Source organism: Kitasatospora sp. NPDC059327 (assembly GCF_042752535.1).
GTDB lineage: Bacteria > Actinomycetota > Actinomycetes > Streptomycetales > Streptomycetaceae > Kitasatospora.
The window spans coordinates 1-16,715 of record NZ_JBHYYB010000017.1 but is presented as its reverse complement, the minus strand read 5'-3'; the positions used below and the strand labels follow the sequence as shown (position 1 = coordinate 16,715).

Here is a 16,715-nt window from a genome sequence, read left to right as displayed (position 1 = left end):
GGCGAACGGACATGCCCTGACAGCAGCTCCCGGGGACGGGCGAAAGACGGGCCCCGACGGGCTCCTGGCCCTGACGGGGATTCTCACGATGCTAGGGGGGGCGTCCATGGCTGTCCAGCGGGCCGCAACCGGTGCACGGAGGTGCGCCACGGCGGCCACCGGAGGTCACCGGCCCGTGCCCGGGTGTGCCGACGCCTCAGGACACCGGCTGGCGCAGGATGGTACGGCGTCGCTCGGGCGCCGTCCTGGTCGGGTCCGAGAGGTAGATCTCGTGGTGCCGGCCGGCCTCGCGCAGACCCTCGGTGTGCAGATAGTCGTGCAGCAGCTTCACGGTCCGCGGCTCGGTCTCGTAGGGGCCCTTGTGCAGCACCTGGACGCAGCCGCCCTCGGCGAAGGTCTTCCGGCGCAGCCGGCCGGCCGCCTCCGCCCCGGCCTTGGCCGCCGCCTTGGCGAGCGCGGCGGAGAGTTGCGCGTCGGTGTAGGGGACGGGCTGGCGGATCAGCAGGGTCCACTCCCAGCCGGCCCGGGCGCCGGGACCGTAGGAGTCGGCGGAGAGGGCGTCGAACTCCGGGTCACCGCTGCTCCACAGACCTTCCAGCGGCATCACCGCGTAGTCCGTCCCGGTGTCGGCCCGGACGGCGAACTTGAGGGCGTACGAGGCGGCGTACAGCGCGGCGACGGCGGGCCCGAACTCGGGGCCGCGCTGCGGGTCGCCGGCGCCGTCGACGGCCAGGAAGTCGAACTCCGGGACCTCGACGGGCTCCGGGACGGCCTTGGCGCTGTACAGCGCGCCGCCGAGCTTGCGGTGGTCGGTCTTCGCTGCCTTGCCGGTGGTACTCATGGTGCGGAACTCCCGTACGGCTGTGGGTCGGGGCGCCCGGGGCGCCGGTGGGCAGGGCGGCCGGAGGCCCCCGCAGGGGGGAACGAGACGGCGCGGCGACGGTCACCGCGCGCCCGGTCGCGCGGTCCGGTCCGTCGGCCGGGCGCCGGCCCGGGCGTCTGACCCGGGCTTCGCCCAGGAGTGAGCCGGTCCGGGACCGCTTTTCCACCGTTGCGGTCAAGTCCTCCCCCGGCAACCGATCCAAAGCTTGACTGAGCCGGTCAACAACGCTCCAACCGCTTCTCACCCGGTCGTTTCGCTGCGAGAACTGACGTGCGCGGTTCCCCCATCCGGATGACGAGAGGGATGCATCGTGACTCCAGCCGCCCAGTGGACCCCCGTACCGGTGCCGGCCGCAGCGGACCCCCGCGAGGTCCCCTCGCACTGGTTCAACCTCGTCCCCAGCCTCCCCGGCCCCGTCCCGCCGCCCCGCGAGCCCGAGGGCGCGGAGCACGACGCCTGGGGCTCCCGGCTCGCCCTGCAGCAGCGGATCCGGCTCGACGCCGTCCGCGCCCAGGACGGTGCCACCGAACCCTTCCTGCCGATCCCGGCCCAGGTGCGCGAGGAGCTGGCCTCGATCGGGCGCCCCACCCCGCTGCTGCGGGCCCGGGCCCTGGAGCGGTACCTGGAGACGCCGGCCCGGATCTACCTCAAGCGCGAGGACGTCCTGCCCACCGGCAGCTTCAAGCTCAACTCCGCCATCGCCCAGGCCCACTTCGCGGCCGAACAGGGCGTCGACACGCTGGTCACCGAGACCGGCGCCGGCCAGTGGGGCCACGCCGTGGCCTGGGCCGCCCGCCGCTTCGGCCTCAAGGCCGTCATCTACTGGGCGGGGGTCTCGGCCCGCCAGAAGCCCGGCCGGCGTGCCCTGATCGAGATGCTCGGCGCCGAGGTGCACGCCTCCCCCAGCGAACGGACGCCGGTCGGCAAGGCCCTGCTGCGGGACGGGCGGCACCTGCTGGGCTCGCTCGGCACCGCGATCGGCGAGGCGATCAGCCACGCCGCGCTGCACCCGGACACCCGCTACATCTCCGGCAGCAACCTGGCGCACGTGCTGATCCACCAGACCGTCATCGGCCAGGAGACCAAGGCCCAGCTGGCCGCCCTCGGCGAGCGGCCGGACGCGCTGGTCGCCTGCGTCGGCGGCGGCAGCAACCTCGGCGGCTTCATGGGCCCCTACCTGGCCGAGAAGGCGGAGCGCGGCGACGGCCTGCTGCTGCTCGGCGCGGAGTCCGCGAGCGCCCCCCGGCTCACCCGGGGCACCCTCGCCTACGACCACGCCGACCCGGAGGGCGTCACCCCGCTCGGCAAGTCGTACACCCTGGGCCGCGACTACGAGCTCCCGGAGACCCACGTCGGCGGTCTGCGCCAGCACAGCGGCTCGCCCATCATCGGCGTGCTGCGCGGCCAGGGACTGCTGGACGCGGTCGCGTACGAGGAGGCCGACGTGTTCGAGACCGGGCGGCTGGTGCTCTCCACCGAGGGGATGCTGATCGCGCCCGAGTCCTGCCACGCGCTGCGCGCGGCCGTGGACCGCGCCGTCCTGGCCCGGGAGTCCGGGCGGGCCGAGGTGATCGTCGCCTGCGTCAGCGGCAATGGGCTGCTCGACCTCGACGGCTACCTCGCGCACCGCTGAACCGCTGAACCGCCGCACCGCCGCACCGCCGCACCGCCGCACCGCTCAACGCCGAACCGCCGCACCACCCGCCCGCCGCACCGCTGAGCCGCGACGGCGCCCCCGCACCGATCCGCCGTCCCGCCCGCCGCCCACCCGCGCACCGCCGCCCCGGACGCTGCCGACCGCGCACGCCGGGAGCACAGCGCCGCGCACGCGGGCCCGCCCGCACCACCGGGAGCACCCCCGCGCACGACCGCGGCCGCGGGACCACCCGTCCGGGACCACGCGTCCGGGACCACGCGCCCCAGGACCACCCGTTCCGACACCACCCGTTCCGACACCCTGCGCGAAAGGACCGACGTGTCCGACGGAACCATCATCGAACTTTCCAGCGGGACCAGCCCGAGCTGCCCGTACTATCTCGGCGAGTCCATCGGCGACCGGCTGCCCGAGTACCTGGGCCGGCACGCGTTCGACGAGTTCTACCTGGTCACCAGCCAGCCGCTGTACGAGCTGTTCGGCCGGGACCTCGCGAACCGGCTCGGCCGGGCCGGCGTCGCCGTCAATCTGATCACCGTGGCCGAGGGCGAGAGCGTCAAGGGCTGGCCCGAACTCACCGCCCTCTGCGAGCGCCTGGTGGCCGCCGGCGCCACCAAGGACTCGATCGTCGGCGCGCTCGGCGGCGGCATGATCAGCAACCTGGCCGGGCTCGCCGCCGCCATGGTCTACCGGGGCCTGCGCTTCGTCGAGATCCCGACCACCATGCTGAACCTCACCGACGGCACCCTCAGCAACAAGCAGGCCGTCAACGGCGCCCTCGGCAAGAACCAGTTCGGCGTCTACCACGCGCCGCTGTTCATCTGGGCCGACGTGGCGATGCTGCGCAGCGAGCCGGAGCGCCAGCACCGCAGCGCCCTGGTCGAGGCGTTGAAGAACGGCCTGGTCAACGACGCCGCCTGGGTCGACCGGATGGAGGGCCTGCTGGCCGACGGGGTGACGGGCATCCGGGACGACCTGCTCGGCGTCTGCCACGAGGTGGTGCGCAGCAAGCTGAGCATCCTGGCGCAGGACCCGGGCGAACGCGGCGCCGGCATCATCCTGGAGTACGGCCACACGGTGGGCCACGCGGTGGAGTTCCTCTCCGGCGGCGCGCTGCTGCACGGCGAGGCGGTCGGGATCGGGATGTGCGCGGCGGCCCGGCTGGGCATCCGGCTCGGGATCACCGCCCCGGAGGTCCTGGCCCGCCAGGAGCACCTGCTGGGCACCCTGATCGGCACGCCGACCGCGCTGCCCCGGGAGTTCACCCCGGAGCGGATCGTCGAGGTCATCCTCAGCGACAACAAGCGCCGGGCGGGCAGCGCGGTGCGGTTCGTGCTGGTGCCCGAGGTCGGCCGGGTGCACATCGTCGACGGCGACCACGAGACGCCGGTGCCCGAGCCACTGCTGAAGAGCGTCCTCGCCGAAGCCTGAGCACTCCGCCCGGCACTGCGCCCGGCTCTCCGCCCGCCGGCTCCCGCACCCAGCACCCCGCACCCCCGCCCGGCACCCGCACCCCGCCCGCCTCGCGCGACCCCGCGCCGCCCGGCGCGCCCGGCACACCCTCCGACCGCCGAACCAGCAGGGCCCGACGGCCTGTTCGGCCTCCCGAAGGAGTCATCCATGTACGACGCGCAATCCCCGGAGATCGCCGAGACGGTCTACCGGCTCGACGGCCCGCTGCGCTGGGCGCTCGGCGAGGTGCAGGACCTGCTGCGCAGCGTCGGCGCCGCCCCCGGCCAGCAGGTGGTCGACGTCGGCGCGGGGACGGGCTACGCGGCCGTACCCGCCGCCCGGCTGGTCGGCCCGCAGGGCTCGGTGCACTGCGTCGACGGCAGCCCGGAGCTGCTGGAGGTGCTCGCCACCCGGGCCGCCCGGGAGGGCGTGGCCGACCGGCTGACCCGCACCGTGGGCCCGGTGGTGCCGCTGCCCGTCGCCGACGCCGCCGCCGACCTGGTGATCTCCACCTACGTCCTGCACGAGCTGGCCGACGAGGCCCCGGCCGCGATCGCCGAGATGTACCGGGTGCTGCGCCCCGGCGGGCGGGTCGCCCTGGCGGACTACCGCAAGACCGCCGACAAGGAGCGCGACCGGGAGATCGAGGCCTGGTACGCCCGGCAGCCCGACGGCGCCGGCCCCGAGGAGGTGCACCTGCGCTTCTCGCTCAACGAGCTGGAGGAGATGCTGCGCGCCGCCGGGTTCCGGCGGATCGAACTGCGCACCTGGCACGACTTCCACGTGCACGCCACCGCGGAGAAGTGAGCGCGCCGACACCGCGGGGCCGCCCCGGCGGCCGCCCGCGACCCCGTACCTGACCGGTCAGCACGAACCAAGGAGAACTGTCGTGGTCAAGCTCGCCTACAACGCCAACGGCCTGCGGACGATCCCGGTGGAGCGGGCCATCGAGGTGGTCGCCGACGCCGGCTACGAGGGGATCGAACTCTCGCTGCACCCGGCCCACCTGGACCCGTTCGCGTTCGGCCCCGCCGAGGCCGCGCCGATCCGCAAGGCGCTGGAGCGCTCCGGACTGACGGCCTGCTGCCTGGCCGCGGGCGCCGACAACCTGCTGGGCGAGGAGCGGTTCGAGCCCTCGCTGATCCACCCCACCGCCGAGGGCCGGGCCCGCCGCGTCGACCTCGTGCTGCGGGCGGTCCGGATCGCCGACGAACTGGGCATCCCCTACGTCAACTTCGCCACCGGCAAGCGCAAGGCCGAGGTGGGCGAGGAGCAGGCCCGGCAGTGGCTGGACGAGGGCGTGCGGCAGGTGCTGGACGGTCCGGGCAGCGCGGTGCTGGCGATGGAGCCCGAGCCGGAGTTCTTCCTGGAGAGCAACGACGGGGTCGCCCGGCTGGCCGACGCGCTGGCCTCCGACCGGTTCGCCCTCGCCCAGGACCTCGGGCACTGCCGGGTGGTGGAGGAGGACTACCTCGGCTCGGTCGAGCGGAACCTGCCCTACACGAAGATCATCCAGGTCGAGGACATCAAGGGCCGGGTGCACCACCACGAGATCCCCGGGGACGGCGACATCGACTTCGCCGGGTTCTTCTCGGTGCTCGGGCGCGGCGGCTACGACGGCTACGTCAGCGTGGAGCTGTACAACCACGCCGACCGCTACGAGCACGCGCTGCGCCGCAGCCGCGAGGTGCTGACCGCCGCGATCGCCGCCGCGGCCGCCGGTCCGCGGGGCTGAGCCGGCCGTGCCCGCCGACCGTCCCGGCCCGCCGCCGCCCCCGCCGCCGCTCGCCCCCCGGGCCCTGCAGGGGACCGGTCTGACGCCGCTGTTCGACCATCACATCCACACCGACCTGCGCAACGCGGACGACTACGAGCTGATGGCCGTCAGCGGGGTGCTCACCGCGCTCGCGCCGTGCTCCGCCTCGCTGGAGACCCGGGAGTCCGGCAGCGCCTTCGCCGCCCGGTTCGAGCGGCTCACCGGGGCCGAGACCGCACGGGCCGCCGCGTACGGGATCGACCTGCACGTGGCGCTCGCGGTGCACGCGGCCGACATCGGGGACCTGCGCGGCGCGCTGGCCGGGATCGAGGTGCTGGAGCGGTACCTGGACCACCCGAGCGTCCGGGCGCTGGGAGAGGTGTCGCTGCGGGCCGGTGGCCCGGACGAGGTGGAGGTGCTGGAGCGGCAGCTGAAGCTGGCGTCGGCGCGCGCGCTGCCGGTGCTGGTGGAGTCGCCACCCGCGCTGCCGGCCTTCCGGGCGATGCTGGCGCCGCTGGCCGGCGCGGTGGAACGGGCCGGCATCGACCCCGCCACGATCGCCCTGCTCGACCTGGACGAGCGGCGGATCGACCTGCTGGCCGAGCACCCGGCGCTGCGCGGGCTCGGCGGGTACGGGATCGCGGTCGCCCCGCGCCAGGACGCGCTGTTCCAGATCCGCGAGAAGCAGTCGCACCGCGAGGTGCTGGGCCTGCTGGAGCGGTTCGGCCCGAAGCGGCTGATGCTCAACACCGGCCTGCACTTCGGCTCGGCCGACCCGCTGGGTCTGGCCCGGACGGTGCACCGGCTCCGACTCCATGGTGTCCCCGAGCAGATCGTGAGGGCTCTCGCTCATGGCAACGCTGCCCAGTTCTTCGCCGTCCCCCACCGGGTCCCCGCCGCCGGCTGAGCCCGCCGGCGACCGCCCGGCCGGGCTGCCCGACCGGGGCGCGCCCGTCGAGCAGGTGCTGGCCGAGCTGGCCGGCCTCTGCGCCGACGACCACGACTACCGGGACGGCACCGTCTTCAACTCGATCTGCTCGACGCCGCTGCCGGTGGCCCAGCAGGTGTTCGCCGCCCACCAGCAGAGCAATCTGGGCGACAACCGGATCTTCCCCTCGCTGCCGCGCGCCGAGGCCGAGGTGACGGCCATGCTGGCCGACCTGATGGACGGCCCGGGGGCGTCCGGGGTGGCCACCTCGGGCGGCACCGAGGCCAACCTGCTGGCGGTGCTCGCCGCCGTCCGGCACCACCGGGCCCGGTTCGGGGCCGGCGCGCCGGCCCGCGTCCTGCTCGGCGACAGCGCGCACTTCTCCTTCGACAAGATCGCCGCGCTGCTGGCGGTCGAGGTGGTCCGGGTCCCCTCCGACGAAGGGCTGCGGGTCGACACCGCCCGGCTGCTGCCGCTGATCACCCCGGACACCGCCCTGGTGGTGGCCACCGCGGGCAGCTCCGAGTCGGGCGCCGTGGACGACGTGCCGGCGATCGCCGCGCACGCCGCCGCGCTCGGCGTGCCGGTGCACGTGGACGCCGCCACCGGCGCCTTCCTGGTGCCCTTCGCCCGGGAGCTGGGCGAGCCGCTGCCGCCGATCGGGTTCGACGTCCCGGGTGTCTCCTCGGTCACGCTGGACCCGCACAAGTACGGTGGCGCGCCGATCCCCGCGGGCCACGTCCTGTTCCGCGACCAGGAGGCGCCGGACGCCCTGCGCACCTCCTCGCACTACCGGGGCACCCTCGACCACCACGCCCTGCTCGGCACCCGGCCCGGCGGCGCGCTGCTGGCCACCTGGGCCGCGCTGCGCGCCCAGGGCCGCGGCGGCTACCGGGCGTCGGTGGCCGGGCTGTGGGAGCGGCGCGCGCTGCTGGTGGGACTGCTGACCGAGGCCGGCTTCGAGGTCGCCCCGCGACCCGAGCTCACCGTGGTGACGGTCCGTCACCCGGCCCCGGAGAAGCTGGTGGACGCGCTGGAGGAGCGCGGCCTGATCGCCTCGGTGGCCCGCCGGCTGGGCCTGCTGCGGCTGGTCGTGCACTGGCACCAGAGCGAGCGGCAGCTGCGCCACCTGGTCGCGGTGCTGGCCGAGGTCGACGGGGGCCGGCCGTGAAGGTGCTCTTCGTGTCGATCAACAAGCTGAAGTCCTTCCGGCCGGTGCTGCCGATCGGCATGGTCACCATCGCCACCCAGGCCCGGGCCGCCGGGCACCGGGTCGAGACGCTGGACCTGATGTGGGAGGAGGAGGACGAGCCGGTGGTGCGGGCGGCGGTCGGCTCCTTCAAGCCCGACGTGGTGGGGATATCGATCCGCAACGTCGACTCGCAGAGCATGCTGGAGCCGGTCGTCTACACCCCGCTGGCCCGCGAGGTGGCCGACTGGGCGCGCGACGAACTGCCCGGCGTCACCGTGCTGCTGGGCGGCCCGGGGTTCTCCACCGTCCCCGAGGACCTGATGGACTTCGTCCGGGCCGACTACGGGATCACCGGCTTCGCCGAGGAGTCGGTCCAGCCACTGCTGGAGCACCTGGCCCGCGGCGAGGAGCCGCTGGACGTGCCCGGGGTGATCCGCCCGCTCCCGGGCGGCGGGTACCACCGCCGCGACGCCGTCTTCCGGATCGACTACCGCAAGGCGGCCCGCCCCGACCCGGCGCTGTACGACCAGCGGTACTTCAGCTACTCGTACGAGACGCACGACCGCAGCCTCAAGGTGCCGGCGACCATCCAGACCAAGAAGGGCTGCGTGCTGGAGTGCGTCTTCTGCAGCAACTTCCTGGTGGACGGCACCGGGGTGAAGTTCGACGAGGTCTCCCGGGTCGCCGACGAGGTGGAGCGGCTGCGCGACGAGGGCCTGGAGGTCCTGGAGATCGTCGACGGGGTGTTCAACCTGCCGCTCAACTACTCGCTGGAGGTGCTGCGGGAGTTCGTCCGGCGGGGCATCGAGATGCCCTGGTCCTGCATGGTCAACCCGGGCAACGTGACCGCCGAACTGGTCGACCTGATGGCCCGGACCGGCTGCTACTACGTGGAGTTCGGCACCGACTCGGCCTGTGACCGGATCCTGCGCGGGCTGAAGAAGAACTTCCGCCAGCGCCAGATCGTCGAGTCCCACCGCAGGTTCGTCGAGGCCGGCATCCGGGTCGAGCACTGCCTGTTCATCGGCAGCCCCGGCGACGACCGGGACTCCGTCCGCGAGACCTTCGACGTGATGGAGCGGCTCGTCCCGCCCGCCACGCCCGACGTGCACGCCTTCTGGACGCTCGGCCTGCGGGTCTGCCGGGGCACCGCCCTGCACGGCACCGCCGTCGCCGAGGGAATGATCACCGGAACGGAGCGATTCATCGTGCCCAAGTACTACTGCTCCCGTGCGGTCATCGAGGACGACGCCCTCCTCGACGAGATCCAGGCGCGGGTGCTCGCCAACGACAACTGGTACCTGTGGTGGGGCCTCAACTCGATCAGCCTGCGCGAGCGCATCACCATGGCCCGCAAGGAGAGCGAGCGGATCGAGGCCGAGCTCAACGACCACCTGCCGCCGCTCCAGGCGCCGCCCGCGGGCGGTGCGCGATGAGTGCCGGGGCGGACCTGCGACTGACCGCCCCCGGCCGGCTCACCGTCGGCGAGGCGAAGCCGCCGACCGCGCCGCTCGGCCCCGACGAGGTGCTGGTCCAGGTCGACCGGGTCACCCTGTGCGGCAGCGACCAGGCCCTGTTCGACGGCGCCTACGGCGGCCCCAGCAGCTACCCGCTGCGCTTCGGCCACGAGTGGTCCGGCCTGGTCGTCGACACCGGGCGGAACGGCCGGGCGCTGCTGGGCCAGTGGGTCACCGGCGACTGCTCGCGCTGGTGCGGCGACTGCCCCCGGTGCGGCACCGACCGCAACGTCTGCGCCCGGATCGAGAAGTTCGGTCTCACCGTGGACGGCTTCTCGACCCGCCTGCGGACGGTGGACCGGCGCTACCTCTACCCCGACACCCACGGCCTGGGCCCCGGACTGCTGGCGCTCTCCGAGTTCTTCGCGGTCGCCGCCCAGGGCCTGGACCGGATCGGGCCGCGGCCCGACGAGCGGATCCTGGTGATCGGCGCCGGCGCCCTCGGCCTCGCCTCGTACCTGCTGCTCACCGGGGCGTACGGGGCCGGCGCGGTGGAGCTGCTGGAGGCGGACGAGGTGAAGGCCGCCGCCGTCCGGCGGTTGCTGCCGAGCGCCCGGGTGCGCACCGAGGCGCCCGAGCCGGACGCCGCCGCGCGGTCGGCCGGCGGCTACGCCGCCCTCACCGCCGCCGCCCGCTACGACCTGACCGTCGACTGCTCCAGCGGCGCCGACGGGCTCGCCACCGCCCTGGCCTGCGCCGTACCGCGCGGGCGGGTGCTCTGCTTCGGGCTGCGCCGCAGCGCGGCGCTGCGCACCGACCTGCTGGTCGCCAACGCGCTGACCCTGGTCGGCTCGATCGGCGGCACCGGCGGCTTCCACCGGGCCCAGGAGTTCCTGGCCGGCCACCGCGAGGAGGCCGCGCTGCTGGTCACCCACCGGCTGCCCGCCGAGCGGGCGGCGGAGGCCTTCGCCCTCGACCCCCGCACCCGGATCAAGACCCAGCTGATGTTTGGAGAGGATGCCCGGTGACCACCGCCGACCGCCCGCCGCACCTGCGCTATCCGGAGATCCGGGAAGCCGCGCTCGCCGACCTCGCGGCCTTCGAGAAGCTCAGCCCCGACCAGGTCCCCGACCACCAGTTCACCCTGCTGCGGCGCCAGTTGGACCACGCCTTCGCCAACTCGCCGTTCTACCGCGAGCACTGGGCCGACCAGCACGGGTCGCTGCGGCCCGGCACCGTCGAGGAGCTGCGGACGCTGCCCTTCACCACCAAGGCGGAGCTGCGCGGCGCCTACCCGTTCGGGCTGCTCGCGGTGGGCCGGGAGGAGCTGATCCGCTACGGCGAGTCCACCGGCACCACCGGCAGCCCCACCTCGTCGATGATCACCTACGAGGACTGGATCCGCGGCAACGTCGCGGTCGAGCAGTCCGTCGGCCACGTCCTGGGCCCCGGCGACCTCGCCTTCATCGCCATCCCCTACGAGCTGGCCTTCGCCTCGTACGACCTGGACCGCGCGCTGGAGCAGAACGGCGCGGCCGTGGTGCCGGTCGGCACGCTCAGCCTGGTCTGCCCGTTCGAGCGGATGGTCGAGATGATGTGGACCGTCCGCCCGACCGCGCTGGTCTGCACACCGAGCCGGGCGCTGCGCCTCTACGACATGCTCAAGGACACCGGGCGCGACCCGGCCGAGATCGGCCTGCGGACCTTCCTCTACGTCGGCGAGACCTGCTCGGCCGCCAAGCTGGAGAAGATCGCCTCGCTCTGGGGCGTCCGGCTCTCCAACGCCTACGGCTCCACCGAGACCAACTCGCTCGGCCTGGTCTGCGAGCGCGGCAGCCTGCACCTCACCGAGGACCGGCACCTGTTCGAGGTGATCGACCCGGAGACCACCGCGCCGGTGCCGGACGGCACCGCCGGGGAGCTCGTCATCACCTCGCTGGCCGGCCGGGCCATGCCGCTGCTGCGCTACCGCAGCGGGGACTTCGTCACCGTCTCCGCCGAGCCCTGCGCCTGCGGCAGCCCGCGCCGGGTGCTCGCCCACCACGGGCGGGTCAGCGAGCAGCTGACCGTCGGCGGCCGGCGGATCAACAAGCTGGCGCTGGAGCAGACCGTGCTCGCCACCGAGGGCGCCGGCCTCTACTGGGCGGCCGGCGTGGCCGGGGAGCGCCTGGAGATCCGGGTCGAGGCCGAGGGCGGTGACCCGACGGCGCTCTGCGCGACGGTCGCCGAGCGGGTCACCGCCGAGTTCGGGGTACCCGCGGCGGTCGCCCCGATCGACCGGGCCCAGGTGCGCCGGGCGATGGACCGGATGCTCAAGCCCGGCAGCCTGACCATCGAGGACCTGGAGGCGGTCTCATGACGCTCGGTCCGCGCCCCGGCAACCCGGCCGAACCCCGGCACAACGACCCCGGGACGATCGCCGTGGTCGGCCTCGGCCGGCTCGGCGCGGTGCTGGCCGACCGGCTGGCCGAACGCTTCCCCGTACTGCTCAACGACAGCGACCCCGCGGTGGCCCGGCGGGTCGCCGCCGAGCTCTCGCTGCCCGACATGGACCAGCGCGAGATCCTCACCGCCGCCGACACCGTGCTGCTCTGCGTCCCCCCGCAGGAGACCGCGGCCGCGCTGCGCCGGCTCGCCGCGCTGACCGACCAGGTCGGCCGCCGGGCGCTGTTCGTCAACATGGCGACCAGCGTGCCCACCGAGGACCTGCCCGACCTCGGCGTGGAGGTGGTCGGCCTCAAACCGGTCTGCCAGTTCACGGCGGTCGCGCTGGGCCTCAAGACCGTCCTGGTGACCTCCGCGCCGCGCCGGATCGGGCTGCTGCGGACCCTGGCCGCCGACCTCGGCGAAGTGGTGCTCGGGCCCGAGGCCTGCGTCGGCCCGGCCAACCGCGCCGCCACCAAGGCCGCCCTGCGCGCCTGCGCCGATCTGGCCGCCGAGCTGACCGGACGCGGCCTGCCCACCGACATCGTGCGGGCCGCGATCCGCAACGTCTTCGTCGGAACGGCTCTGGACTACCCGCCCTCGGACGCCAACCCCTACACCCGCTCGGTGCTGGACGAGATCGCCGCCGAGGCCGCGGCCGCCACCCGGCCGCCGGCCGCCCCGGCACCCGTCGCCGCGCCCTTCGCCCCGCCGGCCGCCGCGCTCGTCCCGCCGGACGCGCTCGGCTGGACCGCCTGGGCCGAACGCCCCGTCACCCCGGGAGGACCCGCATGACCGTCACCCCGCCGGACCTGCCGCACGGCGGCGCGCACTGCGAGACCGCCTCGCTGCGCAAGCAGCTGGCCGCCCACGGCCTGCCGATCAGCGAGGCGATGCTGTTCGGCGTGGCCGGCGGCATCAACTTCATGCACATGCCCGCGCCGCCCGGCGGGCGCGGCTTCACCGGCGGGCGCAACGGCCCGTTCCCGGAGTTCACCCGGCGGATGGCGGCCGGCGTCGGCCTGGACCTGGAGGTCGCCGTCACCGACGACCCCGGCCGGGCCTGGGACGACCTGCTGGCCGAACTCGACGGGGGCCGGCCGGCGGTCGTCTACGCCGACCTCTTCCACCTGCCGTACTTCCAGGCCACCCGGCACTTCGGCGGCCACGCGATCGTCGTCCTCGGACACGACCGGGAGCGGGGCACCGTCACCGTCTCCGACCGCCCGGCCCGCCCGCAGACCCTGACGACGGCCGAACTGGCCACCGCCCGGGCCTCCGGCCACCAGCCCTTCCCGCCCCGGCACGCCCTGCTGCGCGCCGACTGGAAGGCCGCCCGGCACCCCACCGAGGACGACATCCGCCAGGGCATCCGGCAGTCCTGCCGCGCCATGCTGCACCCGCCGGTGCCCAGCTTCGGGCTGCGCGGCCTGGACTCCTACGCGGCCGGGCTGGGGCACCTGCTGCTCAGCGGCACCGCCGCCGACGCCGTGGTGGAGGAACTGTCCGGCGCCTACGTCGACTTCGAGCTGGCCGGCACCGGCGGGAACGCCTTCCGCAACCTGTTCCGGGCGTTCCTGACCGAGGCGGCCGAGCTCACCGGCGACCACCGGCTCGCCGACGCCGCCCTGCTCTGCGCCGACAGCGCCGGGCGCTGGGAGCGGGTGATCGCGCTGCTGCTGCCGGACTGGACGGCGGACTTCGCCGAACTCGGCGCCGCCTACCGGGCCCGGGAGGCGGAGCTGCTGGACGGCGGCGCCGCCGCCCTGGCCCGCGCCGCCCTGCTGGGCGAGCGGCTGCCCGGCCTGCGGGCCGCCGCCGCGGCCGGGCTCGGCCCGGTGCGCGAACGCCTCGCCGGGGAGCTGCGCGCCGCCCTCAACGCCGTCGCCGAGACCGAGCGGGAGCTGTTCGCCCTGCTGAGGGAGGTGTGAGCACCGTGTCCACCGGCCTGCTGCCGGCCGTCCGGACGCCGACCCGCCATCGGCTCTCCGACGAGGCGGACCGCCTCGCGTACGACCGGTACGTGGCCGCCCGCAACCAGTACAAGGAGGAGTTCCTCGACCTCCTGGAGAGCGCCTGCGCGGACGGCCCGGTGCTGGAGGTCGGCCCCGGCTACGGCGGGTTCGCCGGCCTGCTGCTGGCGCGCCGCCCGGTCGACCTGCGGGTGCTCTGCACCGACCCGGGCGCCGTCGGCCCGCTGCGCGAGCGGCTCGGCGCCGCGGTGCCCGTCGACCACTGGCCGGCCGGGAGCCCGCTGCCGGCCGCCCTCGCCGGGCACCACCCGCTGGTCTACAGCGTGCACGCGCTCGGCGAGTGCCTCGAACCCACCGGCCTGCTGCGCGGGTTGGCGCGGGCCCTGGCCCCCGGCGGCCGGCTGCTGGTCAACGACCTGCGCCGGGACCCGGACCCGTTCATCCTCGAATACACCCTGCGTGAGATGGCCGCCGACGACTCGCCCGACGGCCGGTACCGCTTGCGCACCTACCTGGACTCCCTGCGCGGCGCCTGGACCAGTGCCGAACTGCGCGAACGGCTCGACGCCGCGGGGATGGCCGACTGGGCGGTCGGCCCGGACGGCCCGATGGCACTCACCGTCGAGCACCACCGCGCCACCTGACGAACCGGAGGGGCACACGCACATGACCCAAGAAGCGATCACCCGGAACTTCCTCGACACCCCGAGCTTCTGGCGGGACTACCCGGAGCGGGACATCGAGTTCGTCCGCTGGTACCCGTGCGACGTCAAGCCGTTGACGGCGGACCAGATCTACGCCACCCGCGAGAAGTTCCCCAAGACCACCTCGTTCTACGTGCACATCCCGTTCTGCAACCAGGTGTGCACCAGCTGCCCGTACAACAAGTTCTCCACCCGCAACACCCTCACCCAGCGCTACCTCCAGGCCCTCAAGCGCGAGATCGACCTGTACGCGCAGCTGCCGCACGTCCGGGAGACCGTGTTCACCTCCGGCTACTTCGGCGGCGGCACCCCGACCACGCTGCGCGCCGAGGAACTCGACGACCTGCTCGGCTACATGAAGCAGCGGCTGAACTTCAGCCCGGACTGCTCGATCACCATCGAGTCGACCCCGGTCGACGTCGACCAGCAGAAGCTCGACGTGCTGCTCAAGCACGGCGTCAACCGGATGAGCCTGGGCGTCCAGACCTTCCACGACCCGCTGCTGCGCTACCTCGGCCGGGCCCGGGCGCACACCGGCGAGTCCGCCACCCGCACCATCGAGCTGATCGACCGCAGCGGCCTGGAGAACCTCTGCATCGACTACATGATCGGCATCCCCGGCCAGACCCCGGAGCTCTGGGCGCAGGACATCCGCACCCTGATGGACCTGCCGGTGACGTCGTTCTCGGTCTACAACTACGCGGTCATGCCCGGCTCGGAGGTGTTCTTCGCGCTGCAGAGCGGGGCCACCCCGCCCTGCCCGAGCACCCGCGAGGCCGACGAGATGTACCAGTACCTGCACACCACGCTGATGGACGCGGGCTACCTGGCGCTCACCTACAACGACTTCATCGAGCCGATGCGGCCGCAGTGGGAGGCCGCCGGGGTCAAGACGTACCCGGTGGTCAAGGACGGCAGCAAGCCGTACCGCGGCCTGGAGACGGACACCTTCTACCTCACCGACCACCTCTCCCAGATCTGGGGCCGGTGCGGGGACATGGTGGCCATCGGCTCGGGGGCCTACGGGTACCTGAACAACCACATGTACCTCAACGAGCCGGACATCGAGTCGTACATCAGCCGGTGCAACGAGGGCCGGCTGCCGGTGGTGATGGGCGCCTACACCGACGAGCACGAGCAGCGCTGCCGCAGCCTCGTGCTGGGGCTGAAGCTGCTGCGGGTCAAGCGCTCGGTCTACCGCGAGCGGCACGGCGTCGACCCGTACGAGTACTTCAAGGACAAGATCGACGACCTGGTGGCCAAGGGGCTGCTGGAGGTCGACGCCGACGCGATCCAGGTCACCTACCCGAAGGGCTGGTACTACATCGACAACATCTCCAAGAGCTTCTACTCGGACGCCAACTACCGGCTCCCGCAGCCGACCTCGGCGAGCACCGAGATCCTCAAGTGGCAGATCGACCGTACCGACGGCCGGAAGGGGCTCCCCCTTGTCCAGTTCTGAGACCACCGCGCGCCGCGCCCGCCGGGGCCGGATCTTCGACCTCGCCGAGCGGACCCCGCAGGGCGACCCGTTCGAGACCACCGAGGAGTGCCGCGCGTACGACCGCAGCGTGCGCACCTCGATGATCATCCCGATGCAGCACATGATGAAGCTGATCGGGCCGGACTGCGGGCCGGACAAGAACGTCCTGGAGATCGGCTGCGCCAGCGGGCTGCTGTCGCTGCGCCTGGCCGCCCAGCACCGCGACTCCACCTTCACCGGGCTGGACAGCAACGACGCCTTCCTGGAGGTCGCCCGGGAGAACACCATCTTCGCCAACCTGGTCTCCTACGGCGGCGACTTCGCCTGTGACTGGGCCCGGTACAGCCGGCTGCCGTACCCGGACGACAGCTTCGACGTGGTGTTCAGCTTCTGCGCGATCAACCGGTGGGACAAGCCCGCCCGGATCCTGCCCGAGCTGGCGCGGGTCTGCCGCCCCGGCGGCGCCGTCCTGCTGTACGACCTGGCCCGCGACGCCGACGAGGGCATGGTCTCCTTCGTGCTGCAGTACGCCGGCGGTGACGCGAACGCGTTCATGCGCTCGCTGCGGGCCTCGTACTCGACCGAGGAGATGCGCGAGCTGCTCGACCAGGTCGGCCTGGGCGACTGGAGCGTCAGCCGGGAGGGCATCAACCTGGTGGTCTCCTCCCGGACCCGGGACACCGGGTACACCGTCGGCGAGCCCGGCATCTACGACCGGATCTTCGACTGACGGTCCCCCCGCGGTTCCGCCGGCGCCCCCTCGGCCCGGCGGAGCACCGGCGGGGCGTGGTGCCCGCCGCAGCGCGGGC

General features: G+C 73.8%; 15 protein-coding genes. 14 read left to right on the top strand and 1 reads right to left on the bottom strand.

The genetic code is table 11. The features are described from left to right. Positions 1-196: 196 nt before the first annotated feature. Complete coding sequence (locus ACFXHB_RS13275; RefSeq protein ID WP_380574162.1) at positions 197-841, bottom strand: GyrI-like domain-containing protein; 645 nt, start codon at positions 839-841, stop codon at positions 197-199. Between the two features lie 352 nt (positions 842-1,193). Between ACFXHB_RS13275 and ACFXHB_RS13270 the strand changes: the two genes are divergently transcribed. From ACFXHB_RS13270 to ACFXHB_RS13205, 14 genes are all read left to right on the top strand, one after another. Continuing rightward, on the top strand, positions 1,194-2,516 hold the full coding sequence (locus ACFXHB_RS13270) for a TrpB-like pyridoxal phosphate-dependent enzyme (RefSeq protein ID WP_380574161.1): 1,323 nt from the start codon (positions 1,194-1,196) through the stop codon (positions 2,514-2,516). 342 nt (positions 2,517-2,858) lie between these two features. Continuing rightward, a complete protein-coding gene (locus tag ACFXHB_RS13265) occupies positions 2,859-3,968 on the top strand; it encodes a 2-deoxy-scyllo-inosose synthase (protein ID WP_380574159.1) in 1,110 nt (369 codons plus the stop codon). A 189-nt stretch (positions 3,969-4,157) separates the two neighbouring features. Next, positions 4,158-4,796, top strand: a complete 639-nt coding sequence (locus ACFXHB_RS13260) for a class I SAM-dependent methyltransferase (RefSeq protein ID WP_380574158.1) — start codon at positions 4,158-4,160, stop codon at positions 4,794-4,796. Positions 4,797-4,878: 82 nt separating this feature from the next. Continuing rightward, the gene (locus ACFXHB_RS13255; protein WP_380574157.1) at positions 4,879-5,724 is read left to right on the top strand and encodes a sugar phosphate isomerase/epimerase family protein; all 846 of its coding nucleotides are present in this window, start codon (positions 4,879-4,881) and stop codon (positions 5,722-5,724) included. 7 nt (positions 5,725-5,731) lie between these two features. Then, positions 5,732-6,652 carry a deoxyribonuclease gene (locus tag ACFXHB_RS13250; RefSeq protein WP_380574156.1) on the top strand — a complete coding sequence of 307 codons (921 nt, stop codon included), beginning with the start codon at positions 5,732-5,734 and terminating at the stop codon, positions 6,650-6,652. Then, positions 6,597-7,844, top strand: coding sequence for a tyrosine decarboxylase MfnA (gene mfnA / locus ACFXHB_RS13245; RefSeq protein ID WP_380574154.1), 1,248 nt, complete (start codon positions 6,597-6,599; stop codon positions 7,842-7,844). Before ACFXHB_RS13250 ends, mfnA begins: the two co-directional genes overlap by 56 nt. Before the next feature lie 11 nt (positions 7,845-7,855). Next, entirely contained in the window at positions 7,856-9,301 is a 1,446-nt protein-coding gene (locus ACFXHB_RS13240; RefSeq protein WP_380574153.1) for a B12-binding domain-containing radical SAM protein, read from the top strand. Next, positions 9,298-10,350, top strand: coding sequence for a zinc-binding dehydrogenase (locus ACFXHB_RS13235; protein ID WP_380574152.1), 1,053 nt, complete (start codon positions 9,298-9,300; stop codon positions 10,348-10,350). Before ACFXHB_RS13240 ends, ACFXHB_RS13235 begins: the two co-directional genes overlap by 4 nt. Continuing rightward, a complete protein-coding gene (locus ACFXHB_RS13230; RefSeq protein ID WP_380574151.1) occupies positions 10,347-11,681 on the top strand; it encodes a phenylacetate--CoA ligase family protein in 1,335 nt (444 codons plus the stop codon). The genes ACFXHB_RS13235 and ACFXHB_RS13230 overlap by 4 nt, the downstream gene beginning before the upstream one ends. Continuing rightward, positions 11,678-12,541, top strand: coding sequence for an NAD(P)-binding domain-containing protein (locus ACFXHB_RS13225; protein WP_380574150.1), 864 nt, complete (start codon positions 11,678-11,680; stop codon positions 12,539-12,541). Before ACFXHB_RS13230 ends, ACFXHB_RS13225 begins: the two co-directional genes overlap by 4 nt. After that, positions 12,538-13,677: a BtrH N-terminal domain-containing protein gene (locus ACFXHB_RS13220; RefSeq protein WP_380574149.1), complete on the top strand. Its 1,140-nt coding sequence runs from the start codon at positions 12,538-12,540 to the stop codon at positions 13,675-13,677. The genes ACFXHB_RS13225 and ACFXHB_RS13220 overlap by 4 nt, the downstream gene beginning before the upstream one ends. Next, entirely contained in the window at positions 13,674-14,363 is a 690-nt protein-coding gene (locus tag ACFXHB_RS13215; RefSeq protein ID WP_380574147.1) for a class I SAM-dependent methyltransferase, read from the top strand. The genes ACFXHB_RS13220 and ACFXHB_RS13215 overlap by 4 nt, the downstream gene beginning before the upstream one ends. A 22-nt stretch (positions 14,364-14,385) precedes the next feature. Next, complete coding sequence (locus ACFXHB_RS13210) at positions 14,386-15,885, top strand: coproporphyrinogen-III oxidase family protein (protein ID WP_380574146.1); 1,500 nt, start codon at positions 14,386-14,388, stop codon at positions 15,883-15,885. Beyond that, positions 15,872-16,636 (top strand): class I SAM-dependent methyltransferase, encoded by a 765-nt coding sequence (locus ACFXHB_RS13205; protein ID WP_380574144.1) that lies wholly within the window; start codon positions 15,872-15,874, stop codon positions 16,634-16,636. The genes ACFXHB_RS13210 and ACFXHB_RS13205 overlap by 14 nt, the downstream gene beginning before the upstream one ends. Positions 16,637-16,715: the final 79 nt, after the last annotated feature.